This window comes from Microbacterium sp., from assembly GCF_049650565.1.
Taxonomy (GTDB): Bacteria; Actinomycetota; Actinomycetes; order Actinomycetales; family Microbacteriaceae; genus Microbacterium.
On the sequence record NZ_JBASAK010000050.1, the window covers coordinates 26247 to 40672 of the forward strand.

Annotated in this window: 15 protein-coding genes; 5 read left to right on the plus strand and 10 right to left on the minus strand. The window is 68.6% G+C overall.

Annotation, left to right across the window (positions count from 1 at the left end; all coding sequences use genetic code 11):
• Positions 1-3 precede the first annotated feature (3 nt).
• From WA967_RS09295 to WA967_RS09305, 3 genes are read right to left on the minus strand one after another with little or no spacing between them, the layout of a single operon-like run.
• Positions 4-852, minus strand: coding sequence for an endo alpha-1,4 polygalactosaminidase (locus WA967_RS09295; RefSeq protein ID WP_424421567.1), 849 nt, complete (start codon positions 850-852; stop codon positions 4-6).
• A gap of 5 nt (positions 853-857) precedes the next feature.
• On the minus strand, positions 858-2510 hold the full coding sequence (locus tag WA967_RS09300) for an MDR family MFS transporter (RefSeq protein ID WP_424421570.1): 1653 nt from the start codon (positions 2508-2510) through the stop codon (positions 858-860).
• Positions 2507-3184 (minus strand): TetR/AcrR family transcriptional regulator, encoded by a 678-nt coding sequence (locus tag WA967_RS09305; protein ID WP_424421573.1) that lies wholly within the window; start codon positions 3182-3184, stop codon positions 2507-2509. Before WA967_RS09305 ends, WA967_RS09300 begins: the two co-directional genes overlap by 4 nt.
• A gap of 224 nt (positions 3185-3408) precedes the next feature.
• Here WA967_RS09305 and WA967_RS09310 point away from each other — a divergent pair, with 224 nt between their 5' ends.
• Positions 3409-4530, plus strand: a complete 1122-nt coding sequence (locus tag WA967_RS09310; protein WP_424421575.1) for a fatty acid desaturase family protein — start codon at positions 3409-3411, stop codon at positions 4528-4530.
• Between the two features lie 80 nt (positions 4531-4610).
• On the opposite strand, the gene pgi is transcribed toward WA967_RS09310, so the two are convergent.
• Positions 4611-6293 (minus strand): glucose-6-phosphate isomerase, encoded by a 1683-nt coding sequence (gene pgi, locus WA967_RS09315; protein WP_424421578.1) that lies wholly within the window; start codon positions 6291-6293, stop codon positions 4611-4613.
• Between the two features lie 96 nt (positions 6294-6389).
• Between pgi and WA967_RS09320 the strand changes: the two genes are divergently transcribed.
• Genes WA967_RS09320 through WA967_RS09335 form a run of 4 tightly spaced genes read left to right on the plus strand, consistent with a single transcriptional unit; the run spans position 6390 to position 9555 of the window.
• Entirely contained in the window at positions 6390-7355 is a 966-nt protein-coding gene (locus tag WA967_RS09320) for an acyltransferase family protein (RefSeq protein ID WP_424421581.1), read from the plus strand.
• A 25-nt stretch (positions 7356-7380) separates the two neighbouring features.
• Positions 7381-8310, plus strand: a complete 930-nt coding sequence (locus WA967_RS09325; protein ID WP_424421583.1) for an aldo/keto reductase — start codon at positions 7381-7383, stop codon at positions 8308-8310.
• Positions 8307-9143: a sulfurtransferase gene (locus WA967_RS09330; protein ID WP_424421586.1), complete on the plus strand. Its 837-nt coding sequence runs from the start codon at positions 8307-8309 to the stop codon at positions 9141-9143. Before WA967_RS09325 ends, WA967_RS09330 begins: the two co-directional genes overlap by 4 nt.
• 46 nt (positions 9144-9189) lie before the next feature.
• Complete coding sequence (locus WA967_RS09335) at positions 9190-9555, plus strand: PLD nuclease N-terminal domain-containing protein (protein ID WP_298866017.1); 366 nt, start codon at positions 9190-9192, stop codon at positions 9553-9555.
• Here WA967_RS09335 and WA967_RS09340 read toward each other — a convergent pair.
• The 6 genes from WA967_RS09340 to WA967_RS09365 all read right to left on the minus strand — a co-directional run.
• On the minus strand, positions 9552-10505 hold the full coding sequence (locus tag WA967_RS09340) for an epimerase (RefSeq protein ID WP_424421589.1): 954 nt from the start codon (positions 10503-10505) through the stop codon (positions 9552-9554). The two genes, WA967_RS09335 and WA967_RS09340, sit on opposite strands and share 4 nt — an antisense overlap.
• Before the next feature lie 100 nt (positions 10506-10605).
• Positions 10606-11226 (minus strand): DUF4166 domain-containing protein, encoded by a 621-nt coding sequence (locus tag WA967_RS09345; RefSeq protein WP_424421591.1) that lies wholly within the window; start codon positions 11224-11226, stop codon positions 10606-10608.
• 30 nt (positions 11227-11256) lie between these two features.
• A complete protein-coding gene (locus tag WA967_RS09350) occupies positions 11257-12171 on the minus strand; it encodes an NYN domain-containing protein (RefSeq protein WP_424421593.1) in 915 nt (304 codons plus the stop codon).
• A 2-nt stretch (positions 12172-12173) separates the two neighbouring features.
• Positions 12174-13178 (minus strand): Gfo/Idh/MocA family protein, encoded by a 1005-nt coding sequence (locus tag WA967_RS09355; protein WP_424421596.1) that lies wholly within the window; start codon positions 13176-13178, stop codon positions 12174-12176.
• Between the two features lie 27 nt (positions 13179-13205).
• Complete coding sequence (locus WA967_RS09360) at positions 13206-14258, minus strand: LLM class flavin-dependent oxidoreductase (RefSeq protein WP_424421599.1); 1053 nt, start codon at positions 14256-14258, stop codon at positions 13206-13208.
• A gap of 16 nt (positions 14259-14274) precedes the next feature.
• The coding region (locus WA967_RS09365; RefSeq protein ID WP_424421604.1) for a PLP-dependent transferase at positions 14275-14426 on the minus strand (152 nt) is incomplete at its 5' end.

The window sequence follows — 14426 nt, forward strand, 5'->3', positions numbered from 1 at the left end:
GCCTCAGTGTTCGCAAGCCTCGTAGTGGTACTGCTCGTCGCCGGGTGTGACGAGGTCGTGGTCGCGCAGAATCATCACGGCGGGCCGGTCTGCGTCATCGCACGCCTTGCGGAACCCCGCAACACCCAGCTCGTCGGTGTACTCGATGTCGAGCACGACCGGGTAGACGTCGGTGTATGCGTCGCACTCCGAGAACTGCTCGCAGGACTCCGTGACGGCGAAGTCGTAACCGTGCGCGTGCAGGCGGGCAGACAGCTCGGCGGTGTTCTTCTGCGCGATGGCGAGACCCGCGTCGTGCGCGGCGCGGGCGTACTGCTCGGCCAGGGCGATATTGTCCTTCGCGGTGAGCGCACCATCAGAGCGGGTGAACGAGTCGAGGTTATCGATCTCGACCGCGTCGAAGCCGGATTCCCGGCATCCGCGGATCCAGCCGCCGACGATCTGCGCGAGCGCCGAGCGCTTCTGCGCGGTCGAGGTGTCGAAGAGGTACTCGTCGGGCCAATCCGGATCGGCGAGCGGCTCGCCATCCTGCCGGAGCACGAGATCGGGATGCTTCTTCTCGAAGCCGGCAGACTCGCCGGGCTGCGTCTGGAAGCCGTTCACGTAGCAGATGTCGTAGCCGAGGCCCGCCGGCTGTGCCGTGCGGTCGCGCTCGACCACGGCGACGCCGCTCGGCGGCTCATACGCACCGCCCAGCTGGTAATCGAAGCCGGCATCCGCGGGCGGCAGGCTGTGGGTTCGAGCGGATGCCGTGGCGCAGCCGGCCAGCACCACGGCGCTGACGGCGACGACCCCGAGCGCGAGGAGGGCTCGGCATCCGCTCCGCTCCGGTCTTCGTGGGCTGCTGGTCACAGACGTCAGCGCCCCGGCTCCTCCGCGGCCGCCGTGGTCACCGTCGCGATGCGCCCCGTCGTGTCGGCGATGGAGTTCGCGCCGTCGATCTCCAGGCTCTCGACCGCGACCGTGCCGCGGTCGATGGTCTTCTTCAGCGGAACCTCTCGCAGGAAGCACACCAGAATCGTCGCCAGCAGGATCAGCGGCAGGATGTACAGGAAGATCGGCGTGAGCGCGTCGTTGTAGGCGCCGATGATGACATTCCGGATCTGCGCCGGCAGCTCCTTGACCGCTTCCGGCGTCAGGCTGTTCGTGGCTCCGGCCGCACCGCCACCGGCGCCCGCCGGCATCCGCTGCGTGAGCAGATCGATCAGCCGCGCCGTGAAGACGCTGCCGACGACCGCCGAGCCCAGCGAGGCGCCGATCTGGCGGAAGTAGTTGTTGGTGGCCGTGGCGACGCCGACCTCGGAGTTCGGGAACGTGTTCTGCACGACCAGCACGAAGATCTGCATGCACAGTCCCAGTCCCAATCCCATCACGCCCAGGAACACGCACATGATCCACACCGGCAGCGTGCTGGTCATGGTGGACAGCAGCACCATGCCGCCGGCCGTCACGAGCGTGCCCGAGATGGGCGCCCACTTGTACCGGCCGGTGCGTGTCACCAGCGCACCGGAGATGATCGAGGACACCAGCACGGTGCCCATCATCGGAATCATCAGCAGCCCGGACTGCGTGGCGTCGGCGCCGGTGACCATCTGCAGGTACGTGGGGATGTAGGCCAGCGTGCCGAACATGGCCACGCCGATGGCGAGCCCCGCCGCGGTCATGAGGTTGAAGTTCAGCTCGCGGAACAGGTGCAGCGGCATCACCGGCTCCGGAGCGTGCAGCTCGACGAACACGAACGCGACGGCGGCGATGACTGTGCCGGCGATGAGTCCGATGATCTGCGGGGAGTCCCACGCGTAGCCGTAGGGGGAGTCGTGCCCGCCCCAGGTGCTGATGAGCACGATGCCGGTGGAGGCCAGCGCCAGCAGGGCGATGCCCAGCACATCCAGCCGTACGCGGTGCTTCGGTGCGGCGGGCAGATGCAGGAAGACGGCGGCGGCGATGATGGCCAGGATGCCGAGCGGGATGTTCATCCACAGGCCCCAGCGCCACGTGAGGTCGTCCGTGAACCAGCCGCCCAGCAGCGGGCCGGCGACCGACGAGATGGCGAACACGCCGCCCATGATGCCCATGTACTTGCCGCGCTCGCGAGCAGGTACGACGTCGGCGATGATGGCCTGCGACAGGATCATCAGGCCACCGCCGCCGAGACCCTGCACACCACGACCGATGATCAGCCAGGTCATGTCCTGCGCCCAGCCGCCGATGATCGATCCGACGATGAACACTGAGATCGCGCCGATGAAGATGCCCTTGCGGCCGATCAGGTCGCCGAGCTTGCCGTAGACGGGCAGCATGATCGTGGAGGCCAGGATGTAGACCGTGATGACCCAGCTCATCTCATCGACGCCGTGCAGGTCGCCGACGATCGTGGGCAGGGCCGTGCTGAAGATCGTCTGGTCGAGGGACGCCAGCAGCATCGTGACCATGAGCCCCGCGAACACCAGCAGGACGTTGCGGGTGTGGTGCGGCTCGAGGACCGGGTCTGGTTCTTCGATGGCGCTCATGAGAGCCTTTCGATGGATTCGCGGACGAGGGCTGCCGCTCGGGTGTGCAGCAGTGCGAGGGATGTGTCGGCGGGCAGATCGGCGTGGCCGGGGGAGAGCTCGAGCGTGGCCGCGCGCAGCGCCGCGCCGCACATCATCAGCAGGATCTGCGCGTGGGGATCGGGTGCGGTGGGCTCGTCGGCCTCGGCTCCGTTGTCGGATGCTGGGCTGTCGGATGCTGCGCCGCCGCGCGTCATGAGTGACTGCACGCCCTTGGCAAGCGGGTCCAGCATCCGACCGATGTGGCTGAAATGACGGCCGAGCAGCTCGGGATGGTCGCGCAGGATGGCACGACGCCGCTCGCGCAGGCCGTGATCGAGCATGGCGCTGTCGCTGGCACGCATCAGCAGCTCGAGGATGCTGTCGACGACGGGCCCCGGAGGGATCTCGTCCACGGCATCCGACACCGCGCGACGCGTCGCCTCCTCGGTTCCCAAGCCGAGGATCGCGTCCTCTTTGCTGTCGAAGTAGTTGAAGAAGGTGCGAGGAGAGACCTCGGCGCGCTCGCTGATGGCGTCGATCGTCAGCGCATCCAGGCCGTCCTCGGCGACGATCGCGACAGCCGCCTGCTCCAGACGACGGCGCGTCTGCTGCTTCTTGCGCTCGCGGAGTCCGGGTTCACTGTTCGTGCTCACCTGAGAAGTCTGCACGCGCTCAAAAAACTGCGCAAGCGCAAGATTGCACTATCGCAGAATTCTCAGCGAACCCATTTCCCGTGCTCAGCCGCCGGCCGGACTCAGCGGGCTCGGGCCAGTGATATGCCCATGCCCGCATACCACCCCGCGTACGCTGAAGACAGCGATCGGCATCCGCCCTTGGCTCGACCGGCTCAAGGGCTCCCGACCGGCAGGAGAACGACATGTCTCTCACGCACACAGACACGACCGAGGCATCCAGGCTCACCCCCGGCCGGATCCGCCAGACGTACGCGGGGAACGCCGAGTTCCCCCCGATGGCGCGCGCTTATCGCGACGTCCTGAATGTCGTCCGCGACACCGGGCTGCTGGGCCGAACGCCCAGGTTCTACTCGGTGGTCGCCGCCGGCCTCGCGGTGGCCTTCGCCGGCTGCATCGCCGGCTTCCTTCTGCTCGGCGACAGCTGGTTCCAGCTGCTCATCGCCGGAGCGCTCGGCATCCTGTTCACCCAGGTCGCCTTCCTCGCCCATGAGGCCGCTCACCGGCAGATCCTCGCCTCGGGCCCGGCGAACTTCCGGCTCGCACGCATCCTGGCCGGTGTCGTCGGGATGAGCTATTCCTGGTGGGACTCCAAGCACACCAGACATCACGGCAATCCCAACACAGTCGGCAAGGACCCCGACATCGCGGTCGACACGATCTCCTTCCTGGAGGAGGATGCCGCGCGCTCGCGCGGGATCGTCCGATGGATCACCCGGCGACAGGGCTGGCTGTTCTTCCCCCTGCTGACGCTGGAAGGCCTGAACCTGCACCGGCTCAGCTTCCAGCACCTGTTCTCACGCGGCAAAGTGACGGGCCGCTGGACCGAGCTGGGCCTCATCGTCGCTCGCTTCGCCATCGTGCTGGTGCCGCTGTTCCTGCTGCTGCCGCTGGGCATGGCCTTCGCCTTCTTCGGTGTGATGGTCGCCGTGTTCGGCGTGTACATGGGTGCCACCTTCGCCCCGAACCACAAGGGGATGCCGATCATCGCCCCCGAGGCCAGGCTCGACTTCTTCACGAAGCAGGTGCGCACGTCCCGCAATGTCAGCGGCGGCTGGTGGGCGACCTGGCTGATGGGCGGGCTGAACTATCAGGTCGAGCACCATCTGTTCCCGAGCATGTCACGACTGCACCTGTCACGCGCGAGGGAGATCGTGCGGGAGTACTGCCGCACGAACGATGTGCCCTACACCGAGGTGTCGATGCTGCGCTCTTACAGCATCGTCATCCGGTACCTCAACCGCGTCGGGCTTGCCGCTAGCGACCCGTTCGCCTGTCCTGCGGCCGCGCAGTTCGGTCGCAGCTGAGCGCTGCAGGTCCCCGAGATCGAGAGAGCCCCTTCGCCATTCACGGCGAGGGGGCTCTCTCAGATCGTCAGGGGCCTGCTTCAGTGCCTCCGGTGCTCCTGGTAGTACGCCAGCAGCGCTCGGGTGGACGCGTCCTGCCCGGCCAGGGCATCGGCGTCGCCCTCAATGGCCGGGGCGATCTGCAGCGCCAGCTGCTTGCCCAGCTCCACGCCCCACTGGTCGAAGGAGTTGATGCCCCAGATCGTGCCCTGCGTGAACGTGATGTGCTCGTACAGGGCGATGAGCTGACCGAGCACGGCCGGAGTCAGCGACGGCGCGAAGATCGACGTGGTGGGCCGGTTGCCCGGGAAGGTCCGTGCGGCGACCAGAGCGCCGGTAGTGCCCTCGCTCTCGACCTCGGCCGCGGTCTTGCCGAACGCCAGCGCCTTGGTCTGCGCGAGGAAGTTCGCCAGGAACAGCCCGTGCACGTCGCGACCGCCGTCGGCCAGCGGGTAGGCCGGGTTCACGAACGCGATGAAGTCGGCCGGGATCAGCCGGGTGCCCTGGTGGATCAGCTGGTAGAAGGCGTGCTGGCCGTTGGTGCCGGGCTCGCCCCAGAACACCTCGCCGGTGGTGGTGGTGACCGGCGAGCCGTCCCAGCGCACCGACTTGCCGTTGGACTCCATGGTCAGCTGCTGCAGGTATGCGGCGAAGCGGCTGAGCTGCTGCGCGTACGGCAGCACGGCGTGCGACTGCGCGCCCAGGAAGTTCGAGTACCAGACGTTGAGCAGCCCCATCAGCACCGGTACGTTCTGCGCCAGCGGGGTGGTGCGCACGTGCTCATCCACGGCGTGGAAGCCCGACAGCAGTTCGCGGAATCGTTCGGGTCCGAACACAACGGTCAGCGAGAGGCCGATGGCGGAGTCGACGGAGTAGCGGCCGCCCACCCAGTCCCAGAACCCGAACGCGTTGGCCGGGTCGATGCCGAACTCGGCCACCTTGTCGAGGGCCGTGGAGACGGCCACGAAGTGGTGGGCCACGGCATCCGTCCTGCTCTGGTCGTCGTCGGCGATGGCGCCGGATGCAGCAAGCCCCGCCCACAGCCAGTCGCGAGCCAGGCGCGCGTTGGTGAGCGTCTCCAGTGTGGTGAACGTCTTCGACGCGACGATGAACAGCGTCGTCTCGGGGTCGAGGTCGGCCGTCTTCTGCGCCATGTCGGTGGGGTCGATGTTGGAGACGAAGCGCGCCTGGATGCCGGCATCCGCGTACGGCTTGAGAGCCTCGTAGACCATCACCGGTCCGAGGTCCGACCCGCCGATGCCGATGTTCACGACGTGCGTGACCTTCTTGCCGGTCACGCCCTTCCACTCGCCCGAGCGCACCCGATCGGCGAAGGCGGAGAGGGACGCGAGCACGGACTGCACATCGGCATCCACGTCCTGACCGTCCACGACCAGCGTCGGCGTCGCGCCCTGCGGGCGACGCAGGGCGGTGTGCAGCACGGCACGGTCCTCGGTGGTGTTGATGTGCTGGCCTCGGAGCATCGCTGCGTAGCGCTCGGCGACGCCGGTCTGCTCGGCCAGGCGCACGAGGGCTGCCAGGACCTCGTCGGTCACCAGGTTCTTCGAGAGGTCCACGTGCAGGTCGGCCAGCGGCAGCGAGAAGCGCTGCACGCGCTCGGGATCCGCGGCGAACCACGCGCGCAGATCGGGGGAGAAGCTCTCCTGCAGAGCGGTGAGCTCGGCCCAGGCAGAGGTGGTCGTCGCATCGATAGGAGACGTCATAGAATCAACGTTAGCGCCGGATGCCGGAGGGCGGTCGTTCCGGGTCGCTCGGGCCTCATACATGCCACGGCAAGGTGCGAGGACTATCGTCGCGACATGCTCGAGGCGATGCCGAACCGGTCCGGGGCGATCGACCTCGTCCGCATCATCGCGGTCGCGGCGATCGTGGCCGGTCACGTCTTCACCCGTGACGCCACCGGCGATCTGCTGTACACCTGGCACGTCGCGGTGTTCTTCATCCTCTCGGGCTATCTGTGGAAGCCGCACCGCTCTCTGCGCATCGAGCTGAGCCGCCGGCTCCGCTCACTGGGCCGTCCGTATCTCGCCGGATTCGTGATCCTCACCGTCGCACTGCTCCTGCAGGGCTTCGACGACACCGGGCAGCGGATCCTCGGCGGTCTGTACGGCGGCGGCGTGGCGGGGATGCCGTACATCACGTTCTGGTTCATCACCACGCTGTTCTTCACGGCCCTGCTGCTGCGGCTGATCGAGCCCCTGCCGCTGGCCGTGCAGTGGGCCATCGGCGTCGTGGGCGCGATCGCCGGCTGGATCTGGGGCTCCATGCTCTCCGACACGCCACTGGGCATCGGACTGGCTGTCACCTGCCTCGTCTACCTGCTCACCGGCGACGCCCTGCGCCGGGTGCGCGCGCGGATCAGGATGCCGCTGCTGACCGGCATCCTGCTCATCCTGATCAGCGCGGTGCTCATCATGACGGGCCTGTCGGACTTCATCGACATCAAGCAGGGCGACTACGGCACGCCCGTGGTCTCGCTGCTGGTCTCGGTCGCCATCTCGTTCGGCATGATCCTCGTCGCTGAGAGCCTGGTGCGCCCCGGCATGTTCTCCCAGGTGTGCACGCTGCTGGCGCTGCCGCTGCTGACCGTCGTGCTGCTGCACCCCGTCGTGCTGTGGACCACCTGGCCCGACCCGGTGGCCTTCGCCGTGGGCATGCTGGTGCCGCTGGCGATCGGGCTGGTGGCGCGGCGCACCCCGCTCTCACCCTGGCTCACCGGCCAGGAGCGACTCCGCCGCCCGCCCGCTGAGCGCGTCGCGGGGTAGCGTTGCCTGTGACCCTGGAGGAAGCATGAAGACTGTTCCGTTCGGCACCCGCACCGCACCCGCGGTCATCTCCGGCATGATGCGCATCCCCGACAAGACGGATGCCGAGGTGCGGGAGCTGTACGACACCGCCCGCGCCGCGGGGATCGACTTCTTCGACCACGCCGACATCTACGGCGGCGGCATGCACGTCTGCGAGGACCGATTCGCCTCGGCGCTGAAGCTCTCCGCCGCCGAGCGCGCCGAGATCATCCTGCAGACCAAGTGCGGCATCGTCCCCTCGGAGCAGATGTTCGACTTCTCATACGAGCACATCATGACCCAGGTCGAGGGATCGCTGAAAGCACTGCGCACCGACTACCTCGACGTGCTGCTGCTGCACCGCCCCGACGCGCTCGTGGAGCCCGAGGAGGTCGCCCGCGCGTTCGACGAGCTCGCGAGCTCCGGCAAGGTGCGCTCCTTCGGCGTCTCCAACCACACGCCGCGCCAGATCGACCTGCTGCGCACGGCTGTCACGCAGCCGCTCATCGCCAACCAGCTGCAGCTGTCGATCACCCACTCGCCGATCATCGCGCAGGGCGTGGCGGCCAACATGTCCGGCGAGGATCAGAGCATCGTCCGCGACGGCGGCGGGATCGTGGAGTACTGTCGCGCAGGCGGCATCACGATCCAGGCATGGTCGCCGTTCCAGGCCGGCTTCTTCGACGGGGTCTTCCTGGGCGACCCGGAGCACGCCGAGCTGAACGCCGTGATCGACCGGCTGGCGGCGAAGCACGGCGTCGAGCCCATTGGCATCGCGACGGCCTGGATCACCCGGCATCCCGCGCACATGCAGGTCGTGCTGGGCACCACCACCCCGCAGCGGGTGACGGATGCTGCTGCCGGCGCCGACGTGGAGCTCAGCCGCGCCGAGTGGTACGAGCTGTTCCGCACGGCAGGGCACATCGTTCCGTGAACGCCGTGAACCCGCTCATCAGCGCCACTGAGCTGCACCAGCGCCTCGACGAGATGCAGGTGCTGGATGCCCGCTGGCAGCTGGGTCGCGACGACGGGCACGAGAAGTACCTGGCAGGCCACATCCCGGGCGCGGTGTTCATCGACGTGGAACGAGAGCTGGCAGGCCACGGCGAGCCGAGCGACGGGCGGCATCCGCTGCCCGACGATGCGGCGCTCGCCGCAGCAGCCCGGCGCTGGGGCCTTCGAGCAGGTGCCCCCGTGGTGGTCTACGACGACTTCCGGATGCTGGCGGCGTCGCGCGCCTGGTGGGCGCTGCGCCGAGCGGGGGTGGCCGACGTGCACGTGCTGGATGGCGGGCTGCCCGCGTGGCTGGCCGCCGGAGGCGAGACGGCCACCGGTGACGTCGAGGTGCCCGAGGGGGACATCGAACTGAGCTCGCCCGGGTCCGAGGGCGTCATCGACATCGATGGGGCGGCCGCATGGCCGACGTCCGGCGTGCTGCTGGATGCGCGAGCAGCCGAGCGCTACCGAGGCGAGACCGAGCCCATCGACCCGATCGCCGGACACATTCCCGGCGCGCGCAACCTGCCGATCGGACGTGTGCTCACCGATGATGCGCGGTTCCTGCCGGCATCCGAGATCGCCGCCGTCTTCGACGCGGTCGGCGCCGATGGCTCCATGCCGATAGCGGCATACTGCGGGTCGGGGATCACCGCCGCACAGCTGGCGCTGGCCGGGGAGATCGCCGGGCGCGCGGTGACGGTGTTCCCCGGCTCATGGAGTGCGTGGTCGAACACGCCCGGCAGACCGGCCGCCATCGGCGAGGAGTGAACCCAGTGCCGCCCGCCGGCGCCACCGCATCCTCTACTCTGTGAGCATGGGGTACCTGTTCTCGCTGCTCGTGCTGGCGTTGATGGTGTTCGCGCTCGTGGACATCATCCGTCGTGACGACTCCCAGGTGCGGCACATGCCGAAGTTCGTCTGGCTGCTGCTGGTGATCCTGCTGCCGTTCATCGGCAGCGTGCTGTGGTTCGGCATCGGCAGGGAGTACCCCGAGGGCGGCATCCGCCTGGGCCGTCCGGCGCCTCGGCGGCGTTCCGAGCCCGCGCCGTCCGCGCCGCCCACCGTTCCCGCCGACACCCGCACCACCGAGCAGCAACTCGCCGATCTGGATCGCGAGATCGAAGAGGAGCGGCTGCGCGCGGAGATCGCCAAGCGCAAGCAGGAGCGCGGCGAGGCTTAGCGCAGCGACGCCCGGACGGCCTCGTCCAGATCCGGATGCCGGAAGGCATAGCCGGCCTCGGCGAGCCGACCGGGCAGCACCCACCTGCTCTTCAGGATCAGCTCCGTCTCGGTGCGGATGGCGATCGCGCCCAATTCCAGCATCCAGCGCGGGGTGGGCGGGCCGAACCGCACGCCCAGCGCCCTGCGCACGGCCGCCATGAACGCGACGTTGTCGACGGGATTCGGCGCGGCCGCATTGACGGGCCCGCTCAGTTCCGGATGCTGTTCGAGGAAGTCGATGATGCCTGCGACGTCGTCGAGGTGGATCCAGCTGAACCGCTGATGCCCGTGGCCAGAGCCGCGCTGGTGCGCGGTGCCGGCGGCGCGGCGTGCCTTCGTCACGGGCCACCAGCCGTCGAACTGCGGGCCACCGAGCCCCAGGGGTGCCAGCCGTCGCAGGGTGCCGAGCACTCCGCCGTCACCCAGTACGATCGCCGTGCGCAGCGCGATGCGACGCGTTGCGGGGAGATCGTCGGCGAACAGCGCCCGCTCCCAGGCCTTGGCGACCTCGACGGAGAACCCCGTGCCGATGTCTCCGTCGGCCTCGGTCTGCGGGCGGTCCTCGGCGTGGCGGTAGATGGTGGCTGTCGACGAGTTCACCCACAGCGGCGGGGGAGCGGATGCCCGGCCGATGGCCGTGCTGAGGGCGGTGGTGGTGTCCAGGCGGGACGAGAGGATGAGCGCGCGGTTCGCCGGCGTGTACCGGCAGCTCACGCTCTTGCCGGCGAGACCAACCACGAGCTCGGCGCCGTCGACGGCCGCATCGATGCCGGACTGGTCGGTCCAGGTCAGGTCCGCACCGGCGCGCGAGATCGTGATGACCTCACGACCGCGTGCGCGGTATGTCTGCTGCAGGCGGGTGCCGATGAACCCGGTCGACCCGCCGATGACCACACGTCCGTCAGCCATGATCCCGCCCTTCAGATGCCTCGAGATCCAGGATACGCATATATTGAACATGTTCAAAAATGAGGCAGCACGTCTTCGCTCGAGCCTCGGACACCACGGATCAGGCGGTCTCCGGCTCGATGCGGTACTCGAACATGCCCTCGTACTCGTACAACCGCCCGAGCAGCGGCATGTCGACGGTGAGTGCCACGCGCTGACGGCCGGTCTGCCTCTCGGCGCTCTCACGCAGCTGGATCACGGGAGAGATGAAGCGCGGCAGCGTGATGCGCGTGCGTCCGATCCGGACACCCACGGCCCGGCTGCGCAGTGTGAGAGCACCATCGTCGACGGCGACTTCGAAGGCGACGGCGAGCGTGGTCGGCTCGCCGAGCTGATCCAGCACTCGACCACGCGGATGCGCACTGACGGCATCCTTCATCACCCAGTCGCCGTCCGGAAGGCGCAGAGTGCGGATGCTGACGGCCTTGCCCGCGATGGTGCGGTTGCGCACGGTGAACGGCACCTCGTGGTGCCAGCCGGCGTGCACGACGGCGTGATTCTGCAGCACCCGCAGCAGCGGCCACAGCCACCTTCGCGGCGTGCCCACGCGCTCGAACACACCCTCGCCGATGCCGATCTGCCCCCGTGGGATCGCTGAGAAGTACGTGCGCAGCGCGGGGTGCAGCAGTGCCCGGTGCTCGCCCAGCGCCCGCAGATACGGGGACTGAGGCACGTGTTCCATGCTTCGAGGGTAGCGCTCGGGCGGAGCCGGTCACGCCTCCTTCAGACGCACCAGCCGCTCGTGCCCGTTCTCGGAGAGTTCGGCGATGTCGTCGCGCGAGCGCAGGAAGTCGTTGAACGAGCGGAAGCCCAGCGCCTTCTCGCTGAACGACGGGTCCATGCGGCGCATCTGCGTCTTCACCGCCGAGGCGTGCAGCCACTCGTCGGCGTCGCCCTTGTCGTGGCCGAGCTGCAGAGCCCGCTCGAGCAGCATCGTCGCCTCGCCCTGCTCATCGGGTTTGGCGGCGGCCTTGGCGCGGCGGGTGGTGGCGGGCTTCTTCTCGTTCTTCGCCTTGGCTCCCTTGGCATCCTTCGCAGGAGCGTCATGAACGTTCTGCTCTGGGCGCACGACGCCTGGGAGCGACTCATATCCGGCGAACTCGTCGCACGCCGCGGCCAGCGACTTGGCGGTCGAACCCGCCACGCCGACACCGATCACATACCGCCCCAGGCGCTTGCAGCGCTGCGCGAGCGGCACGTAGTCGCTGTCGCCGGCGACGACCACCACGTGCGTGAGGTCGGGCAGACGGAACATGTCCTCCACGGCATCCACGGCCAGGCGGATGTCGGCGCCGTTCTTGGCATAGGCGGCGGCGGGGAACAGCTGCACGAGATCGACCGCACGGGCCACGAGCTGCGAGCGGTAATCGGCGTTCACCGGCGAGGACCAGTCGGCGTACGCGCGGGTGAGCACCAGCGTGCCGAACGACGAGGCGTAGTCGATGATCGCGCCGACCTCGATCATGGCCTGCTTCAGGCGTTCGGCCACGTCCTTGTCGTGCGGGTCGTCGGTGATGCGCTGGCGGTCCTTGCCGTAGGCGTTGCGCCCATGCACGCGGTCGTACCAGGAGATGACGATGTTGTCGAAGTCGAGGTAGACCGCGACGCGTCCCGTTGCCTCTGCCATGTTCAGGCCTTCCCGCTCTCGTCAGCGCCAGGATAGACGACGCCGATCTGGCGACGGATCTCGTCGAGCGTGCCCATGATGGCGACGGACTCGGAGATGGGGAGTGCGAGGTCCCCGCCCGCGGGATCACCGTGCGCGACGGCCTCCTCCGCAGCGAACGCCTGATATTGCATGCCTCGGCCGTCGACCTGTGAGGAGTACTCCTCGAGCACCGTGCCGTCGGTGGCGGTGACGCGGAACGACGTGGGCGAGTACCAGACCCGGTCGATCTGCAGCCAGGCATCCGTTCCCACGATCGTGGCGGTGTTCGGCCCCGCCGCACGTGACGACGACAGGCTGGTGGAGATGGCGCCGCCGCCGTGCGTCATGACAGTCGCGATCTCGGCATCCGCTCCGGTCTCGCCGAGGCGGGCGGAGGCCTGGATGCTGACCGGCTCGCCCAGCACGTCCCAGATGAAGGAGACCGGATAGATGCCCAGGTCGAGCAGCGCGCCGCCGCCGAGCTCCAGGGCGTTCAGGCGGTGCGCGGGGTCGGTGGGCAGGTGCTGTGTGTGATCCGCCATCACGGCGCGGATCTCGCCGAGGGCGCCCGCGGCGAGGATCTCGCGGATGCGCACCATGTGCGGCAGATAGCGGGTCCACATCGCCTCCATGGCGATCAGGCCCCTCTCCGCAGCCAGCCGCTGCAGATCCTCGGCCTGCGCCTGGTTGAGCGTGAACGCCTTTTCGACCAGCACGTGCTTGCCGTGCTCGAGCGCCAGTCGCGCGTTGTCGTGGTGCATCGGATGCGGGGTCGCGACGTAGACGATGTCGATGCCGGGATCTTCGACCAGCGCCTCGTACGAGGCGTGCGCGCGGGGAATGTCGAACCGCGCGGCGAACGCGTCGGCGGATTCCTGTGAGCGCGAGCCCACAGCCTGCAGGTCAAGGCCTGCAGTGCGCAGGTCGGAGGCGAAAGAGGCGGCTATGCCGCCCGTGGCGAGGATGCCCCAGCGAAGTCCGGTCATGGCGTCCAGCGTAGTGGGCACACCGACTCAGACGGCGGTCAGCGTGTTCTGGCCCACGAGCGGGAACACCTGCTCGGCGATGCGCTCCAGCTCCTCGCCCAGGGGGGAGGCCTGGATCAGCAGCAGGGTGATGCCGGCATCCGCGTACTCGTTGATGCGCTCCGCGACCTGCTCGGCGGTGCCGACGAGATTCGGGCGCAGGCCGCGCGTGCCGACCGAGTACTCGCGGCGGGACAGCTCCAGCGACAGGTTCGAGTTCTGCCGGAACTGCTCGAACGACGCGTAGCCGGGGGACTGCGGGTCGACCGTGGTGATGCGCTCCAGCTCGCGCTGCGCCTCGGCCTCGGTGTCGCGCACGATCACGTAGGCGGGCATCCCGAACTCCGAGATCGGGTGGCCGTGCAGTCGCTCCGAGCGCGCGTTCATGTCGGTCACGTTCGCCCGCACCTCGTCGAGTGTGCCGCCGTGCATGACGTAGGCGTCGGCGAAGTCGGCGATGGCTTCGCGGCCGGCTTCGCTCTCGCCGCCGGCGAAGACCACCGGGTGGCTCTGCGGCTTGGGCTCGACGATGGTGCCCTCGAACTCGTAGTGGTCGCCGCTGAAGCTGAACGGCGTGCGCTCCCACAGGCCGTTCAGCACGTTCACGAACTCGGTGGCCTGCGCGTAGCGCGCGTCGTGCGAGGGGAAGACGCCGCCGAACTGGCGCGCTTCCTCGGCCCACCACGCGGCGACGACGTTCAGCGCCACCCGGCCCGGAGCGATGCTGTCGAGCGTCGTGACGGTCTTGGCCAGCACGGCGGGCAGGTGGAATCCGGGACGCACGGCGGTCATCACGCGCAGGCGATCGGTGACGGCGAGGATGGCGGCCGACAGCGACCACGCCTCCAGGCTCGGCGCGTCGGTGCCCTTGCGGTCGTTGAGGTACAGCTCGGGTACCAGCGTGGTGTGGAAGCCGAGCCGGTCGGCCGTCACGGACACCTCGCGGATGTACTCCCAGGTCGCGGCCATCCGCCCCTCGTCGCGGACGTTGCGCAGGAACCCGCCGTACACCGGCGTCCAGTATCCGAGGTCGATGGCCATGGTGCGCTCCTTCGGTTCAGACCAGCGCGAGTGCGCGGTCGAGGTCGGCGATGAGGTCGGCGGGATCCTCGATCCCGATCGACAGGCGGATGGTGTTCAGCGAGATGCCCGCCGCCGCCCGCTGATCGGGCGTGAGGTGGGAGTGGGTCATGGATGCCGGGTGCGAGA